This window comes from Streptomyces sp. NPDC001914, assembly GCF_042891215.1.
GTDB lineage: Bacteria > Actinomycetota > Actinomycetes > Streptomycetales > Streptomycetaceae > Streptomyces.
Window position 1 is genome coordinate 140,723 of sequence record NZ_JBIASW010000002.1, and the last position, 17,149, is coordinate 157,871.

A 17,149-nucleotide genomic window follows, 5' to 3' on the forward strand; every position below is an offset into this window, starting at 1 on the left:
GGGTCGCTGAATCGTGGAGAACCTGATTGCGCTGCTCATCGCGGCGCCTCTGCTCGGAGCGGCCGTACTGCTGTGCGGCGGACGTCGGCTGGACGCCGTCGGTCAGTGGATCGGTACGGTGCTCGCGGGGACCTCCTTCGTGATCGCCGTCGTGCTCTTCGCCGACATGCTGGGCAAGGGTCCCGAGGACCGGACCTTCACCCAGCATCTGTTCAGCTGGATCGCCGTCGGAGACTTCCGGGCCGACGTCGGCTTCCAGCTCGACCAGTTGTCGATGACGTTCGTCCTGCTGATCACCGGCGTCGGCTCGCTGATCCACCTGTACTCGATCGGGTACATGGAGCACGACGAACGCCGCCGCCGCTTCTTCGGTTATCTGAACCTGTTCCTGGCGGCGATGCTGCTGCTCGTCCTCGCCGACAACTACCTCCTGCTGTACGTCGGCTGGGAGGGCGTCGGTCTCGCCTCGTACCTGCTGATCGGTTTCTGGCAGCACAAGCCCAGCGCGGCCACGGCCGCCAAGAAGGCCTTCCTGGTCAACCGCGTCGGCGACATGGGCCTGTCCATCGCCATCATGCTGATGTTCACGACCTTCGGGACCTTCGCCTTCGGGCCGCTGCTCGGCACCGAGGGGCACTCCGGGATCGCCGGGGACGCCACCGAGGGCAAGCTCACGGCCATCGCGCTGATGCTGCTGCTCGCCGCCTGCGGCAAGTCGGCCCAGGTGCCGCTGCAGTCCTGGCTCGGGGACGCGATGGAGGGCCCGACCCCGGTCTCGGCCCTCATCCACGCCGCCACCATGGTGACCGCGGGCGTGTATCTGATCGTGCGCTCGGCCGCCGTCTTCAACGCGGCACCCGACGCGCAGCTCGTCGTCACCGTCGTGGGCGGGGTCACCCTCCTGTTCGGTGCGATCGTCGGTTGCGCGAAGGACGACATCAAGAAGGCGCTCGCCGGCTCGACCATGTCGCAGATCGGCTACATGGTGCTGGCGGCCGGTCTCGGCCCCATCGGCTACGTCTTCGCGATCATGCACCTGGTGACGCACGGCTTCTTCAAGGCCGGGCTCTTCCTCGGCGCCGGTTCGGTCATGCACGGCATGAACGACGAGGTCGACATGAGGAAGTTCGGCGGTCTCAGGAAGTACATGCCGGTCACGTTCGTGACCTTCGGTCTCGGCTATCTGGCGATCATCGGCTTCCCGGGCCTGTCGGGCTTCTTCTCCAAGGACAAGATCATCGAGGCGGCCTTCGCCAAGGGCGGCACCGAGGGCTGGATCCTCGGCGGCGTCGCCCTGCTGGGCGCCGCGATCACCGCGTACTACATGACGCGCGTGATGATCATGACCTTCTTCGGGGAGAAGCGCTGGCAGCCCGACGCGGAGGGCCACGAGCCGCACCCGCACGAGTCGCCCAGGTCCATGACGATCCCGATGATCGTGCTGGCCTTCGGGTCGGTGTTCGCGGGTGGCTTCTTCAGCATCGGCGACCGCTTCCTGCACTGGCTGGAGCCGGTCACCGGGCACTCGGAGGGCGACTCGCCCGTCAGCGCCCTCACGGTCACCCTGGCCACCATGGTGCTGCTCGTCGTCGGCGCCGGCATCGCCTACCTCCAGTACGGACGCAGCTCCGTCCCGGTCGTCGCCCCGCGCGGCTCCCTGCTCACCCGCGCCGCCCGGCGCGACCTGTACCAGGACGACTTCAACCACGTCGTGCTCGTACGCGGCGGTGAGCACCTCACCCGCTCCCTGGTGTACGTCGACCACACCCTGGTCGACGGAGTCGTCAACGGAACGGCGGCCTCCGTGGGCGGCCTCTCCGGGCGGCTGCGCAAGCTGCAGAACGGCTATGCGCGCAGTTACGCGGTCTCGATGTTCGGCGGTGCGGCGATCCTCGTCGCCGCGACCCTGCTGATGAGGGCGGTCTGATACCGATGTCCTTTCCCCTCCTGACAGCGACGGCGGTGCTCCCGGCCCTCGGGGCGATCGCCACGGCCGCCGTGCCGCCCGCGCGGCGCGTCGCCGCGAAATGGCTGGCGCTGCTGGTCTCCCTCGGCACGCTGGCGCTCGCCGTGGTCACCCTGGTGCGTTTCGACCCCGGCGGCGACCGCTACCAGCTCACCGAGTCCCACTCCTGGATCCCGGACTTCGGGGTGAGCTACCAACTGGGCGTGGACGGCATCGGGGTGGCGCTCGTCGCGCTCACCGCGCTGCTGATGCCGTTCGTGATCCTGGCGGGCTGGCACGACGCCGACCCGATGGAGACCGGGAGCAGGCGCTGGCGTCCGACCCAGGGCTTCTTCGCCCTGATCCTGGCCGTCGAGGCGATGGTGATCATCTCCTTCGAGGCCACGGACGTCTTCCTGTTCTACGTCTTCTTCGAAGCCATGCTGATCCCGATGTACTTCCTCATCGGCGGCTTCGGGGACCGGGCCCACGAGCACGGTGACGAGGCGGCGGCGACGCAGCGCTCGTACGCCGCGGTGAAGTTCCTCCTCTACAACCTGGTCGGCGGCCTGATCATGCTGGCCGCCGTGATCGGCCTGTACGTGGTCGCCGGGAGCTTCTCGCTCCAGGAGATCGTCCAGGCGCGGGCCGACGGCTCCCTGCACATGGCGACCAGCACCGAGCGGTGGCTCTTCCTCGGGTTCTTCTTCGCCTTCGCGGTGAAGGCGCCCCTGTGGCCGCTGCACACCTGGCTGCCCAACGCCATGGGTGAGGCCACCGCCCCGGTCGCCGTGCTGATCACCGCGGTCGTCGACAAGGTCGGCACTTTCGCGATGCTCCGCTTCTGCCTCCAGCTCTTCCCGGAGGCGAGCAAGTGGGCGACGCCCGCGATCCTCGTCCTGGCGCTGATCAGCATCGTCTACGGCGCGCTGCTCGCGGTCGGGCAGCGGGACATCAAGCGGCTGGTCGCCTACGCCTCGATCTCGCACTTCGGATTCATCATCATGGGCATCTTCGCGATGACCACGCAGGGCCAGTCGGGCGCCACGCTCTACATGGTCAACCACGGGATCTCGACCGCCGCCCTGATGCTGGTGGCCGGCTTCCTGATCTCGCGGCGCGGCTCGCGTCTGATCGCCGACTACGGAGGGGTGCAGAAGGTCGCCCCGGTGCTCGCGGGCACGTTCCTGATCGGCGGTCTCGCGACGCTGTCGCTCCCGGGGCTCGCGCCCTTCGTGAGTGAATTCCTGGTCCTGGTCGGCACGTTCACGCGCTACCCGGTGGTCGGCATCATCGCCACCTTCGGCATCGTCCTCGCCGCGCTCTACACCCTCGTCCTCTACCAGCGGACGATGACGGGCCCGGTCAAGGCCGAGGTCGCCGAGATGCCGGACCTCAGGGTGCGCGAGCTCCTGGTCGTCGCCCCGCTGATCGCCCTGCTGATCTTCCTGGGCGTCTACCCGAAGCCGGTCACCGACATCGTCAACCCGGCGGTCAAGCAGACCATGTCAGACGTACACAAGACGGACCCCAAGCCCGAGGTGGAGGCGGCCAAGTGAGCGCATCAGCCGTCCACAGCCTGTGGACAACCGCGGCGACCGCGGCCGAGCCGATCTCCAAGATCGATGCACCGAAGATCGAATATGGGCAATTGTCGCCCGCGTTGATCGTCATCGGCGCAGCGGTCATCGGGGTGCTGGTCGAGGCCTTCGTGCCACGCAAGTCCCGTTACTACGCACAGGTGTTCGTCGCCGTCGTCGCACTGGCAGCGGCCTTCGCCGCGGTCGTCGCGCTCGCGGCGGGCGGATACGGCACCACCAAGGCGCACATCGCGGCCATGGGCGCGATCGCCGTCGACGGACCGGCCCTGTTCCTCCAGGGCACGATCCTGCTCGCCGGACTCCTCGGCGTCTTCACCTTCGCCGAGCGGCGCCTCGACCCCGAGGCGCACGGGAACCGGGTCGACGCCTTCGCCGCGCAGGCCTCAGCGGTGCCCGGCAGCGACAGCGAGAAGGCCGCAGTGAAGGCGGGGTTCACCACCACCGAGGTGTTCCCGCTGCTGCTCTTCGCGATCAGCGGCATGCTCGTCTTCCCCGCTGCCAACGACCTGCTGACACTGTTCGTCGCGCTGGAGGTCTTCTCCCTGCCGCTCTACCTCCTGTGCGCCGTGGCCCGCCGCAAGCGGCTCATGTCGCAGGAGGCGGCGGTCAAGTACTTCCTGCTCGGCGCCTTCGCCTCCGCGTTCACGCTCTTCGGCATCGCCCTGCTGTACGGCTACGCGGGCTCGATGTCGTACGCGACCATCGCGCACGTCGTCGACGGCACGGTCACCGACCTCGACCCGGCGCTCGCCGGCACCATGGGCAACGACGTACTGCTGCTCATCGGCACCGCCCTGGTCGTCATGGGCCTGCTCTTCAAGGTCGGCGCGGTGCCCTTCCACATGTGGACGCCCGACGTCTACCAGGGCGCGCCCACCCCGGTCACCGGCTTCATGGCCGCGGCGACGAAGGTGGCGGCGTTCGGCGCGCTGCTGCGCCTGCTCTACGTGGTCCTGCCGGGGCTGCGCTGGGACTGGCGGCCGGTCATGTGGGCCGTGGCGATCGTCACGATGCTGGGCGGAGCGATCGTCGCGATCACCCAGACCGACATCAAGCGGCTCCTGGCGTACTCGTCGATCGCGCACGCCGGATTCATCCTCGCGGGTGTCATCGCGACCTCGCCGGACGGCGTCTCGTCGGTCCTCTTCTACCTCGGCGCGTACTCCTTCGTCACGATCGGCGCCTTCGCCGTCGTCACGCTCGTACGCGACGCGGGCGGAGAGGCCACGCACCTGTCCAAGTGGGCTGGTCTCGGACGCAGGTCGCCGCTGGTGGCCGCGGTGTTCGCGGTCTTCCTGCTGGCCTTCGCCGGTATCCCGCTCACCTCGGGATTCGCCGGAAAGTTCGCCGTGTTCAAGGCGGCGGCGGAGGGCGGAGCGGGCGCGCTGGTCGTGGTCGGTGTGATCTCGTCGGCGATCGCGGCCTTCTTCTACATCCGCGTGATCGTGCTGATGTTCTTCAGCGAGCCGAAGCCCGAGGGTCCGACGGTCGCCGTGCCGTCGCCGCTGACGATGACGGCGATCGCCGCGGGAGTGGCGGTCACCCTGGTGCTCGGTGTGGCGCCGCAGTACTTCTTGAACCTGGCGAGCCAGGCAGGGGTCTTCGTGCGCTGAGCGGTTCCTCACGCGGCTCGGGCCCGCCCCCTTTCAAAGGGAGCGGGCCCGAGCCGTTCTCAGTGGGCGGTGTGGGCCATGCCCGCGGAACCCTTGTGAGCCATGCCCGCGGAGCCCTTGTGACCCGTGCCGGACGAGCCGGTGTGGCCCGGGGCCGTCTTGCCACCGTGTCCCTTGTCCGGTTTGCCGGTGTGGGGGGCCGGGGAGGCCGTGCACTTCACCCTCGGGTTCCAGCGGTCGAACAGCCCGTTGGGGTTCTGCTTCCAGAGCCAGACGTGCAGGTCGTAGTGGATCGGCATACCGGGGTAGTGACCCGGCATCGGACCGTCGAACTTCTGCCCGCCGAACATCGACGGCCGGTCCTTGCTGGTCTTCAGGTTCTGGTCGGAGTCCAGAACGATCCACTCGACCCCGGCGAGCCTGCGCTTGCCGTCCTTGCCGTCCTCGAACAGGAGAGCCGAGGGCTTCGCCGGATCGACCGAGCCGTAACGGGCCGGGTTGAAGTAGTGGTAGCCCATGCTGCCGTGCCCCGCGGGATCCGTGGAGCAACGGTTGGGGACGTATCCGTCGGCGACGGCGGCCTTCTCGTCGAGGTACTTGGCACTGGCCAGGTATGCCTTGACCAGATCCCGGACGATCTTCGGGTCGACGGGACGGTCGGCGGCCGGGGCCGGTCCGGCGGACAGGGCGAGCGACGCCGCGGCGGCTGTGACGAGGGTGACGGCGGTCCTGAGGGGACGCTGGGGCATGCGAGGGCTCCTAGAGGCATGAGAGAGGCGTACGGACTGCACGGGTCCGTCGGCTGCGGGCCCCCTCCTCCCGCCCGAGCAGCATGGCCCTCGGCCCCGAGGCGCCGCCATGCGGGCGGGGCCAACGGGTTGAACCCCGCCGGGGCGCGCCGCGCAGCGGAGTGAGACGGGCCGCGCGCCGATACACAGGGAAGCCGGTACCTCGCAGCCTGTGGACAACTCTCGGACTGTCGGCGCGGCCCCCTATCGTGGACGCAGTGGTCGAGGCGCGACGTACGGGGGACGAAACGATGGGCGGGACGGGTGTGATGACCGAAGCGGACGCGACGGAGACGCTGGGCGGGAGCGAGGCGCTGGCCACCCTCCACCGGGTCTTCGGGTACGACGCCTTCCGCGGCGAGCAGGAAGCGATCATCGAGCACGTGGTGGCGGGCGGTGACGCCGTCGTCCTGATGCCGACCGGTGGCGGAAAGTCCCTCTGCTACCAGATCCCCTCCCTGGTCAGACCGGGTACGGGCGTTGTGGTCTCCCCGCTCATCGCGCTCATGCAGGACCAGGTGGACGCGCTGCGGGCGCTGGGCGTGCGCGCCGGGTTCATGAACTCCACGCAGGACTTCGACGAGCGGCGCGTGGTCGAGGCGGAGTTCCTGGCCGGAGAGCTCGACCTTCTCTACCTCGCCCCCGAGCGGCTGCGCCTCGACAACACGCTGGACCTGCTGTCGCGCGGAAAGATCTCCGTCTTCGCGATCGACGAGGCGCACTGCGTGGCCCAGTGGGGCCACGACTTCCGTCCCGACTATCTGGCGCTCTCGCTGCTCGGCGAACGCTGGCCGGACGTCCCGCGCATCGCGCTGACGGCCACCGCCACCCGCGCGACGCACCAGGAGATCACCCAGCGCCTGGGCATGCCCGCGGCCCGCCACTTCGAGGCGAGCTTCGACCGCCCCAACATCCAGTACCGGATCGTCGGGAAGGCCGACCCGAAGAAGCAGTTGCTGTCCTTCCTGCGCGAGGAGCACGCGGGCGACGCGGGCATCGTGTACTGCCTCTCCCGCAACTCCGTCGAGAAGACCGCCGAGTTCCTCTCCCGCAACGGCATCGAGGCGGTGCCGTATCACGCGGGCCTGGACGCGGGCACCCGTGCCGCGCACCAGTCCCGCTTCCTGCGGGAGGAAGGCCTCGTGGTCGTCGCCACGATCGCCTTCGGCATGGGCATCGACAAGCCGGACGTCCGGTTCGTCGCCCACCTCGACCTGCCGAAGTCCGTCGAGGGGTACTACCAGGAGACGGGCCGAGCCGGCCGTGACGGACTGCCCTCCACGGCCTGGATGGCGTACGGCCTCCAGGACGTCGTCCAGCAGCGCAAGATGATCCAGGGCTCGGAGGGCGACGAGGCGTTCAGACGCCGGGCCACCGCCCACCTGGACTCGATGCTCGCCCTGTGCGAGACGGCCCGGTGCCGGCGCTCCCAGCTTCTCGCCTACTTCGGCCAGGACCCCGACACCCCGGCCTGCGGCAACTGCGACACCTGTCTGACACCCCCGGAGACCTGGGACGGCACGGTCGCGGCACAGAAGCTGCTGTCCACCGTGGTGCGCCTCCAGCGCGAGCGGGGACAGAAGTTCGGCGCGGGCCAGATCGTCGACATCCTGCTGGGGCGCAAGACCGCCAAGGTGATCCAGTTCGACCACGACCAACTGTCCGTCTTCGGCATCGGAGAGGAGCTGGCGGAGGCCGAATGGCGTGGTGTCGTCCGACAGTTGCTCGCCCAGGGGCTGATCGCGGTCGAGGGCGAGTACGGCACGCTGGTGCTGACCGAGGCGAGCGGGACCGTGCTGCGGCGCGAACGGGACGTGCCCATGCGCAAGGAGGCGCCGAAGCCGGCCGCGTCCCGGTCGTCGGCGCCCAAGGGCGAGCGCAAGGCCAAGGCGGCCGCGGCCGAACTGCCCGCCGAGCTCGTGCCCGCGTTCGAGGCGCTGCGTGCCTGGCGCGGAGAGCAGGCGCGTGAACAGGGCGTCCCGGCCTACGTCATCTTCCACGACGCCACGCTGCGGGAGATCGCCACGGTGTGGCCCACCTCCGTGAAGGACCTGGGCGGTATCAGCGGGGTGGGCGAGAAGAAGCTGGCGACGTACGGCGAGGGCGTCATCGGGGTGCTCGCCTCACTGTCCGGCGACGCGCCCGCGCCCCCGCGGGCCGACGACAGACCCGAGCCCGCACCGGTTCCGGCGGCCGCGGCGGGACCGGACCCGGACTGGCCCGAGCTGGACCAGGAGCCGGAGCCCGAGGACTGGATGTAGAGGGCGAGGGCGAGGGCAGGGGGCAAGGGCGGAGGGCCCGGCGGGCACGGTGGCCAGGGTTCTGGCCACCGTGACACGACCCTCGTTCTCCGCGACACCCCGCCGGGGACCTTGCACGAAGCTCCGGCTGCTGCGGCGCCTGTACCCGGGACCTCGCCCGGGTATCCCCGCCGCTGCCTCTGCCGGGAACCTGGCCCGGAGTTCCCCGCTGCCGCCTCTGCGGCGGACCCCTCCTACGAGACGGCCGGCGTGATGCGGCCGCGGACCTCGCCGAGGCCCACCCGGGTCCCGCCCGGTCCCGGCGCCCAGGCCGTCAGCGTGACCTCGTCGCCGTCCTCGAGGAACGTGCGCTTGCCGTCGGGGAGTTCGAGGGCGTCGCGCCCGTTCCAGGTGAGTTCGAGCAGTGAGCCGCGCTCGCCCTCGGTGGGGCCGCTGACGGTTCCGGAGCCGTAGAGGTCACCGGTGCGCAGGGAGGCACCGTTGACCGTCATGTGGGCCAGCTGCTGGGCGGCCGTCCAGTACATGGTGGAGAAGGGGGGCTCGGAGACGACGTGGCCGTTGATGGCCACGGAGATCCGGAGGTCGTAGCCGCCCGGCTCCTCGGAGGCGTCGTCGAGATAGGGGAGGAGGGGGTGCGTGCGGACGGGCGGGGCCACCAGGGCGTCGTCCAGGGCGTCCAGCGGGGTGATCCACGCCGACACGGACGTGGCGAAGGACTTGCCCAGGAACGGGCCGAGGGGGACGTACTCCCAGGCCTGGATGTCGCGCGCCGACCAGTCGTTGAGGAGGCAGAGGCCGAAGACGTGGTCGCGGTAGTCGCCCAGGGGCACCGGCCGGCCCTGTTCCGAGGGGGTGCCGACCACGAAGCCGACCTCCGCCTCGATGTCCAGGCGGACCGAGGGGCCGAAGACCGGGGCGGCGTCCGCGGGGGCCTTGCGCTGGCCCGACGGGCGGACGACGTCCGTGCCGGACACCACGACCGTGCCGGAGCGGCCGTGATAGCCGATCGGCAGGTGCTTCCAGTTCGGGGTGAGGGAGTCGGCGGCGTCGGGGCGGAAGATCTGGCCGACGTTCCGGGCGTGGTTCTCGGAGGCGTAGAAGTCCACGTAGTCCGCGACGGTGAACGGGAGGTGCAGGGTCACGTCGGAGAGCGGGTGGAAGTGGGGAGCGAGGGTCTCCCGGTGAGCCGGGACGGTCACCCAGGCCGTCAGCGCGCGCCGGACGTCGGACCAGGCGGTGTGGCCCGCGGCGAGCAGCGGGTCGAGGGTCGGCTGTGCGAGCAGCCCGGCGTAGGGGGAGCCGAGTGCGCGGGCGGCCGCACCCGCGTCGAGCACGTGGTCGCCGAGCCGCACGCCGACACGTCGCTCGGAGGCGCCGGCCGGGTCGGTCGGGGAGAACACGCCGTACGGCAGGTTGTGCGGGCCGAAGGGATCGCCCTCGGGGACATCGAAGGGGGGCATCGGTTGGTGCCTCGCTTTCGGATTCGTACTCGCCATGTGAGCCATGCGTTCCACGCGTTTGGTGTGGTCGGAGCACACGTTACGGGGGAGTGTCCCCACTGCGGCAGGGCCTAAAAGGTTTTCAATGTCCGAATTGACCGCGTGTCTGACCCTGTGTCTGGCCCCGTGTCGGGCCCTGTGCGGAGTCGGCCTTCGGTGAACGGCGGTGCGGCGCAGAGAGGGGGGCGGGTGCCGCTTCACCCGTCCCGGACCGTACTTGTCGCGCCGTTGCCCGCGGCTGTCCGCTGCTGCGCGCCCCTGCCCGCGGCTGTCCGCCGCCCCGCGCTCCCGCCCGCTGCTCCACGCCCCCTCCGGCCCCTGCCCGCGAGGTCGCGCCGCTGCTCCGTACGCTCCCGTGGTGCGCATCCTGCGGCAAGGAGGTCGCCGCACTCCTCTCCAACGGGTGTCACTGGTAACGGACTTGGTGACGGCCGCGTCCGGAGCTCGGCCGAGTCGGGCTTGGCGCAAGGGGTGTTGGGGAGTTGTGGGTGGTCCTGTGCGGGAAAGTGGGTGTGGGCGGAAGCGGAGCCTGGGTGATCCGAAGCGGTCGCAACGCGCTTACCACCGTGCGGTGAACGGCGTTGCTGACGGGATACCGGACGTCGTCCGGTTCAGGCCGGGCCGATGAGTCGTTCGATCCGTATTCTTCGGATCATGGCCGCTCCGACTGCATATTCACTCATCGCCACTGACCTGGACGGAACGCTGCTGCGCGGCGACGACACACTCTCCGACCGGTCACGCGCCGCGTTGGCGAAGGTGACCCAGGCAGGTGCCCGGCATCTCGTGGTCACGGGCCGACCGGCGCCGCGCGTGCGACCCCTTCTCGACGAACTCGGCGGCGAGGGACTGGCGGTGTGCGGGCAGGGGGCGCAGCTCTACGACGCCGGCGCGGACCGCATGCTGTGGTCGGTGACGCTGGACAGGGAGCTGGCGGAGACGGCGCTCGGCAAGATCGAGGCGGAGGTCGGGCTGCTGTACGCGGCGGTCGACCAGGACGGCGTGGACGGGCTGACGCTCATCGAGCCGGGCTATGTCATGCCGCATCCGACGCTGCCGGCGGTGCGGGTGCCGCGCAGGGACGACCTCTGGGCGGAGCCGATCAGCAAGGTGCTGCTCCGGCACCCGTCCTTGTCCGACGACGAGTTGGCCTCGGCGGCGCGGGGAGTGGTCGGTTCGCTGGCGACGGTCACCATGTCCGGGCCGGGCACCGTCGAACTCCAGCCATGCGGAGTGACCAAGGCGACGGGCCTCGCTCTCGCCGCGGCGCATCTCGGGCTCACGCCGGGCGCGACGCTCGCCTTCGGTGACATGCCCAACGACATCCCGATGTTCGACTGGGCGGCCCGGGGCGTGGCGATGGCCAACGCCCATCCGGAACTGAAGGCGGTGGCCGACGAGGTCACGCTGTCGAACGAGGACGACGGGATCGCGGTCGTCCTGGAGCGGATCTTCGGCTTCGGCTGACACCGGCGCACCCGTCCGACGTACGGTCCCGTCCGATGCGCGGTCCCGTCCGACGTACGGGACAGTCCGACGCACGCCCGCCCGCGCCCGCACCCACCACACGGAAAACGCACCCGCCGACGGCCCGGAAGGCGCCGTCGGCGGGTGCGGTGAAGAGGGTGTCGCGGGGGTGCGATCAGTAGGCGCCGTTGACGTTGTCGATGGAGCCGTACTTGTCGGCCGCGTAGTTGCAGGCGGCGGTGATGTTGGCGACCGGGTCGTAGATGTTCGACGACGTGCCGGCGACGTGGTACGCCTGGAACGTGGGGTCGATCACCTGGAGCAGGCCCTTGGAGGGGATGCCCGCGGCGGCGTTGGAGTCCCAGTTGTTGATGGCGTTGGGGTTGCCGGAGGACTCGCGCATCACGTTGCGGTAGATGCCGTCGTAGCTGCCCGGGATGCCGGCCTTGGCCATGACGTCCAGGGATTCCTTGATCCAGCCGTCGAGGTCGTTGGAGTACGTCTTGGCGGCGGCCTGGGTGACGGTGGTCGTCTTGGACTTGGCGACGGCGGCGGTCGCGTTCGCCGTGGTGCGGACGGTCGTCGACTTCAGGGTCTTCGTGCCTACGGTCAGCTTCAGGCCCGGACGGATCATCGAGGGGTTGTCGCCGATGACCGCGCGGTTCGCCGCGTACAGCTTCTTCCAGCCACCGCTCTTGGGGTACTTCTTCGCCACCTTCGCGAGGGTGTCGCCGGCGACGACCTTGTAGGTGACGAGCTGCACGTTGGGGACCACCGCGGTCTTGGCCGCCTGGGGAGCCTGCGCCGGAGTGGCGGCGCTGGCGCCGGTCGCGCCCACGAGGGGGAGGGCGAGGGCCATGCCACCCGTACCGGCGGCGATCATGCCCCGGGTGATGACGTTGGTCTTCATGCGGCGGTGCTTGCCTCGTATGGGCATGACGAATGTCCTCTCCGACGCCTGCGAGGTGAGCTGTCGGGTTCGGGCGGGAGATGCCCGGCCGCGCTGTGGGCGCGGCTTCACCCCAAGCCGGTCCGGTTTGTCCGGATCGGCGGCTTACCTGTGGTTCCCCCGCTCCTGCCGTGCGTGGGTCGATGGGTTGCCGGGCGGCGGCAGGATTCGGCGATCCGCCCGGGGTCGACCAGAACGTATGCGAGAGCACATGTCCGAAACAAGACGAGATTTGACTGAGAAGATCACTTTCGCCTGGTTGATGAGCGGGTAAAAAGTCCGATTGTGCCGGAATTGGATCCTCAACTTGCCTTTCGCAAAGGGGTTGAGTCGAAAGAGGTGCCCCGTGGAACCCTCGTCGGCCGGTGACCCAACTCACGAGACCAAAGACCATCAAGGCGGCATGAGGGGGTAATTCGGGCATTGCGCCTGCGTTGGTGAGGGTCCTCCTGCCCCCCTGAAGGCGTCGAGCAGCCCCTGGTGCGGGGGGAATTGTGGCGCGGGACACAGCGGCGGGCGCGGTTCGCCGGGGGTGGGGGAGCGCGGACACGAGAGCGGACCGGTCGCGGTGGAGGCGCGGCGAAGTGGGCGTCGTACCGCCGCAGTTGGGTCCACGCGCGCCCGGCCGGCGGTGAACTCCCTTTGTTCACTGGGCTGGTCAGCCGGCCGTGCGCGGGATTCGCTTCTCCCAGGTCCGGTGGAAGACGACCTCGTCGCCGTCCTTGCAGACGAGTTCGTCGGTCGTGATGAAGTCCCGCGCGTCGCAGGTGAGGGCGGAGACCGTCTCGACGCGGGCGTCCCAGGGCAGCTCGGGCCGGTGCAGCCGGATCGACCAGGCCGAGCGGGCGCGGGCGGAGAGCGGGTCCGACGTGCCGATCGTGTACGTCTCCCGGGCCTCCTCCGTGCATTCGAGGCCGTCGGGGAACACCTGGGTGCCGCCGCGTCCCGGGTCCACCTCCAGGCTCCAGGTCTCCGCGGCCACGTCGCGCAGGACCAGGCGTCGCGGGCGGGGCTCGTCGAGGGTCGCGGAGACGGTCACGCCGAGGGGTTCGGACTCCTCCGGTTCCTCGAAAGCGACCGAGGGGTCCGACTTCGTTGCCCGCACCGGGAGTTCGAGGACGCTGCCGACCGGCTCCAGGGTGAAGCCCGCCTCCGAGCCCGGCTGGGGCCAGATCCAGGGCCAGTACGCGGAGGAGACGCCCAGCCGGATGCGATGGCCCGCCGGGAACGCGTAGCCGATGGCGTTCAGGTCGAAGACGACGTGCTCCGTGGTGCCCGGGCTCCAGGGAACCGTCCTGTCCGGGCCCCGGCGCGCCGACAGGTTCAAGGCGCCCCGGGTGACGAGTGTGGACGCCCCGTCGGGGGCCACGTCGCACAGCCGGGCGATCACCTGGCCCCGGGGTGACGCGGACGTCAGCCGCAGATTGACCCGGGGGCGGCCCAGGACCCAGGTCTCCTCGCCCACCTCGAACTCGAAGCAGGCCGACCTGGCGTCCTCCTCCCGCTGGTCGGGCGGCAGGTCGGCGTCGTCGCCCGAGGGGAAGAGCCGGCCCGCGTCGACCCCGGTGTGCTGCGGGGACCGCACCGGCAGCGGGGCGCCCTGGAGCGCGTACGCGACCGGGGTCACCGAGGGTGAGGGCCAGGCCGGGTCGCCCACCCAGCGGCCGGGGATCCGGGCGTACGCGGTCGCGGGAGGGTGCGCGTCCATCACGTAGGAGCGCAGGAGAGGGACGGAGAGCGCGTCCGTGTCCTCGTCGCGGAGCCAGTGGTCCCACCAGCGCAGCGTCTCCTGGAGGAAGCCGATCGCCGGTCCGGGCGGCAGGCCCCGGTCCGGGTACTGGCGGGACCAGGGGCCGATGAGACCTCGTACGCGATCCGCAGGCAGGTTCCGCACCAGGCGCAGCACCGTGTCGCGGTGCGGGTCGTGCCAGCCGCCGACCGCGAGGACCGCCGCGCGGATGGCCCCGTACTCCTCGCGGACAGCGCCCTCACGCCAGTACGCGTCCCGGGTCTGGTGCGCCAGCCAGGTGTGCGCCGGGGGAGTGACGGCCTCCAGTCGCTTCTCCCACATGTCCCGCCACATCCCCTCGCCCACGTGCGCGGGGTCCGGCGGGCGGGCGGCGAAGGCGAGCAGACGGGCCGACCTGGCGTGCGTGTCGGCGGCGAGGACGGAACCTCCCGCGTGGTGCGTGTCGTTGTCATAAGGGTCGTCGGTCGAGCAGACCGTGACGACCGCCCTGAGCGGCTCGGGCGTGCGGGCCGCGACCCGGAGGGAGGTGAAGCCGCCCCACGCGATCCCGAACATGCCGACCCGGCCGGTGCACCAGGGCCGGCCGGCCAGCCAGGAGACCACCTCCACCCCGTCGTCCGCCTCGGTCCCCGCCCGTCCGTCCCCGGGCACTCCCTCGGAATTGCCGTGCCCGCGCACGTCCACGCGGACGGAGGCGTAGCCGTGCCCGGCGTACCAGGGGTGGCGCTGCTGGTCGCGCGCGGCCGTCCAGTCGGTCAGGCGGTACGGGGCGTACTCCAGGAGCGCCGGTACGGGCTCCTCGGTCAGCGGTCGCCAGATCCGGGCGTACAGACGGGTGCCGTCCGAGAGAGGGACGAGGACGTCCTCGTGAGTGATCTCGTAGGGGAAGGACGTACGGATGTGCATGAGCGTCACCTCGGTGGACGGAATGCGTCGTGCGGCACGGCCGGAGGAGCGGGGACCGTCGGGTCCCGGCCGTACGCGGGTCGGGCACGGCTGTGGGACAAGGTCACCTCTTCCGGGTGCTTCGCCGCATGTCGTCACCATTCGGTTCACATCATCTGATCATGAACATACCGTCGGTGATCGGGTGGCGCCCGTGAACCGGGGTACCCGTCGTTGGGGCACGCAGGTGCTTCCCGTGTGCCTTCCGGGTGTACTCCCGCATACCCCCTGGCGGAGCGAAGTGGGCCGGGGGACGGTGGGCGCTCGCGGTGATCGAAACGTGACCGGATACGCTGACTTGAGTGATGGCAGCGACACATCGACAAACCGTGTCATCGACCGAATGATCGACCGAGTTCGCCATGTGATCGTCAGCAGACAGGAGAACCTCTCGTGACCGTCGTCGGGCCGTTCGGGCTGAGCGTGCGGGACCAGGCTCTCGAGGCCGATGTCCAGGCCGGATTGGCGGCTGTCGAGGAGGGTTTGCTCGAAGCCACCAAGAGCGAGGTCCCGTTCATCACGGAAGCCGCCCAGCACCTCGTGCGGGCCGGCGGGAAGCGGTTCAGGCCGCTGCTCGTGATGCTCGCCGCCCAGTTCGGCGACCCCTACGCGCCGGGTGTCGTGCCCTCGGCCGTGGTCGTCGAGCTGACCCACCTCGCCACGCTGTACCACGACGACGTGATGGACGAGGCCGAGGTCCGGCGCGGCGTGGACAGCGCCAACGTGCGCTGGGGCAACTCGCTGGCCGTCCTCACGGGTGACTTCCTCTTCGCCCGTGCCTCGTACATCCTGGCCGACCTCGGGCCCGAGGCCGTCCGGATCCAGGCCGAGGCCTTCGAGCGGCTCGTGACCGGGCAGATCCTGGAGACCGCGGGGCCGCGCGACGGCCGCGATCCGGTCGATCACTACCTGGACGTGCTCGGCGGCAAGACCGGGTCGCTGGTCGCGGTCGCTTGCCGGTTCGGCGCGATGATGTCGGGCGCCGACGAGACCGTCGTGGACGTGCTCACGCAGTACGGCGAGCGGCTGGGCGTCGCCTTCCAGCTCGCGGACGACGTCCTCGACATCGCGTCCGACTCGCACGAGTCCGGCAAGACGCCGGGGACGGATCTGCGCGAGGGCATCGCCACGCTGCCGGTGCTGCGGCTGCGCGAGCGCGCGGAGCGGCTGGGGCTCGCCGACGACATCGCGCTGTGCGAGCTGCTCGAGTCCGACCTGACGGACGACGCGCGGCACGCGGAGGCACTGGCCCGGCTGCGGGAGCACCCCGCGCTGGAGCAGGCGCGCCGTGACACCGTGCGCTACGCCGAGGAGGCGCGCGCCGCGCTGGCTCCGCTGCGCGAGTGCGACGCGAAGGCCGCGCTGGTCGAGCTGGTGGACGCGGTGGTGCACCGGGCCGGCTGAGCCGGCCCGCGGGTCACCGGTCAGGGCCGGCCGGGGACGACCGGCCCATGCCGGGGGACCCATGCCAGGGGACCCATGCCAGGGGACCCATGCCAGGAATGGCTCTCGCGGGGGTGACGGTCAGTAGCCCCCGCTGCCCGGACTCGCCGTGACCGGCGTGGTGATCTTCGCTCCGGAGGGCGTGACGGCCCACCACGTTCCGTCCACTCCCTGGCCGTACGGCTCCTTGGGCTCGTCGTCCTTGGCGTACCGGTAGAGGGGCCAGCCGGCGAGGGTGATCTGGGTGGTGCCGTCGTTGCGCTTCACCGTGGAGACCAGGCTCTTGTCGATGCCCTTCGTGGTCACCGAACCCTGGGCCGTGGTCGTTGCGGCGGGCCAGAGGGCGGCGCAGGTGTCGTAACAGCTGACCCTGGTCGGGTTCGCCGAGTCCGTGTCGAAGCGGTACAGGACGAACCCCTTGCCGTCGGTCACGACCGTGCCCAGCTTCGCGATCTTGGCGGTGCTCAGCGTCGACGTCGCCGATCCCTTGGCGCCGCTCTGCGTCGAGCCGCTGCTCTGCGGAGTGCTGTTCCCGCTCCCGCTTCCGCTGCTCCCGCCGCCTCCCCCTCCGCACCCGGCGAGCGTGAGTGCGAGGACGGCGACGCCCGCGGCGGCGTATCCCCCGACGTGCCTGATGGCAACCATGACGATCCCTCGATCCTGTGATTCCCGGAGTGCTGGGCGCTCCGTTCGGTGCCATCCGTAGGTACGGATTCGGATCGCCTTTTACTCGAACAATCGCCACATTTAGATATTGGTGCGCGAAACGGGTCAATTCGACGTGCTGCAGAGTGCTGTGGGGCGCTGTGGCGTGATGTCGGGCGATGCGGTCAGCGTGGCAGGCGGCGCGCGTGCGGCGCCGAGCCGGGCGGTGGTCGAGTGGGACCC

11 protein-coding genes and 1 riboswitch are annotated in these 17,149 nt (G+C 70.3%); of the genes, 6 read left to right on the top strand and 5 right to left on the bottom strand.

Annotated features, from left to right (window positions below; all coding sequences use genetic code 11):
• The first annotated feature begins 13 nt into the window (after nucleotides 1–13).
• The 3 genes from nuoL to nuoN are packed head-to-tail and all read left to right on the top strand — an operon-like array spanning nucleotide 14 to nucleotide 5,159.
• Entirely contained in the window at nucleotides 14–1,927 is a 1,914-nt protein-coding gene (gene nuoL / locus ACFYYF_RS05650; protein ID WP_361676953.1) for an NADH-quinone oxidoreductase subunit L, read from the top strand.
• Nucleotides 1,928–1,932: 5 nt separating this feature from the next.
• Entirely contained in the window at nucleotides 1,933–3,504 is a 1,572-nt protein-coding gene (locus ACFYYF_RS05655; protein ID WP_361676950.1) for an NADH-quinone oxidoreductase subunit M, read from the top strand.
• On the top strand, nucleotides 3,501–5,159 hold the full coding sequence (nuoN, locus tag ACFYYF_RS05660; protein ID WP_388771830.1) for an NADH-quinone oxidoreductase subunit NuoN: 1,659 nt from the start codon (nucleotides 3,501–3,503) through the stop codon (nucleotides 5,157–5,159). Before ACFYYF_RS05655 ends, nuoN begins: the two co-directional genes overlap by 4 nt.
• Nucleotides 5,160–5,218: 59 nt before the next feature.
• On the opposite strand, the gene ACFYYF_RS05665 is transcribed toward nuoN, so the two are convergent.
• On the bottom strand, nucleotides 5,219–5,908 hold the full coding sequence (locus ACFYYF_RS05665; RefSeq protein ID WP_388771832.1) for a hypothetical protein: 690 nt from the start codon (nucleotides 5,906–5,908) through the stop codon (nucleotides 5,219–5,221).
• 290 nt (nucleotides 5,909–6,198) lie between these two features.
• Here ACFYYF_RS05665 and recQ point away from each other — a divergent pair, with 290 nt between their 5' ends.
• Nucleotides 6,199–8,208 (top strand): DNA helicase RecQ, encoded by a 2,010-nt coding sequence (gene recQ, locus ACFYYF_RS05670; RefSeq protein WP_388772944.1) that lies wholly within the window; start codon nucleotides 6,199–6,201, stop codon nucleotides 8,206–8,208.
• 233 nt (nucleotides 8,209–8,441) lie between these two features.
• Here the strand turns inward: recQ and fahA are convergent, their stop codons facing one another.
• Nucleotides 8,442–9,668 (bottom strand): fumarylacetoacetase, encoded by a 1,227-nt coding sequence (fahA, locus tag ACFYYF_RS05675; RefSeq protein WP_388771834.1) that lies wholly within the window; start codon nucleotides 9,666–9,668, stop codon nucleotides 8,442–8,444.
• Nucleotides 9,669–10,361: 693 nt separating this feature from the next.
• Between fahA and ACFYYF_RS05680 the strand changes: the two genes are divergently transcribed.
• The gene (locus ACFYYF_RS05680; protein WP_361676939.1) at nucleotides 10,362–11,174 is read left to right on the top strand and encodes an HAD family hydrolase; all 813 of its coding nucleotides are present in this window, start codon (nucleotides 10,362–10,364) and stop codon (nucleotides 11,172–11,174) included.
• Nucleotides 11,175–11,349: 175 nt separating this feature from the next.
• On the opposite strand, the gene ACFYYF_RS05685 is transcribed toward ACFYYF_RS05680, so the two are convergent.
• Both ACFYYF_RS05685 and ACFYYF_RS05690 read right to left on the bottom strand, forming a co-directional pair.
• Nucleotides 11,350–12,111, bottom strand: coding sequence for a transglycosylase SLT domain-containing protein (locus ACFYYF_RS05685; protein ID WP_388771839.1), 762 nt, complete (start codon nucleotides 12,109–12,111; stop codon nucleotides 11,350–11,352).
• Between the two features lie 3 nt (nucleotides 12,112–12,114).
• Nucleotides 12,115–12,307: riboswitch (cyclic di-AMP (ydaO/yuaA leader) on the bottom strand.
• A gap of 474 nt (nucleotides 12,308–12,781) precedes the next feature.
• Complete coding sequence (locus ACFYYF_RS05690; RefSeq protein WP_388771841.1) at nucleotides 12,782–14,779, bottom strand: CocE/NonD family hydrolase; 1,998 nt, start codon at nucleotides 14,777–14,779, stop codon at nucleotides 12,782–12,784.
• 432 nt (nucleotides 14,780–15,211) lie between these two features.
• On the opposite strand from ACFYYF_RS05690, the gene ACFYYF_RS05695 reads away from it, so the two are divergent.
• Complete coding sequence (locus ACFYYF_RS05695) at nucleotides 15,212–16,222, top strand: polyprenyl synthetase family protein (protein WP_365493884.1); 1,011 nt, start codon at nucleotides 15,212–15,214, stop codon at nucleotides 16,220–16,222.
• Nucleotides 16,223–16,342: 120 nt separating this feature from the next.
• Here ACFYYF_RS05695 and ACFYYF_RS05700 read toward each other — a convergent pair whose 3' ends face one another.
• Nucleotides 16,343–16,906: a hypothetical protein gene (locus ACFYYF_RS05700; RefSeq protein ID WP_388771843.1), complete on the bottom strand. Its 564-nt coding sequence runs from the start codon at nucleotides 16,904–16,906 to the stop codon at nucleotides 16,343–16,345.
• Between the last annotated feature and the right edge of the window lie 243 nt (nucleotides 16,907–17,149).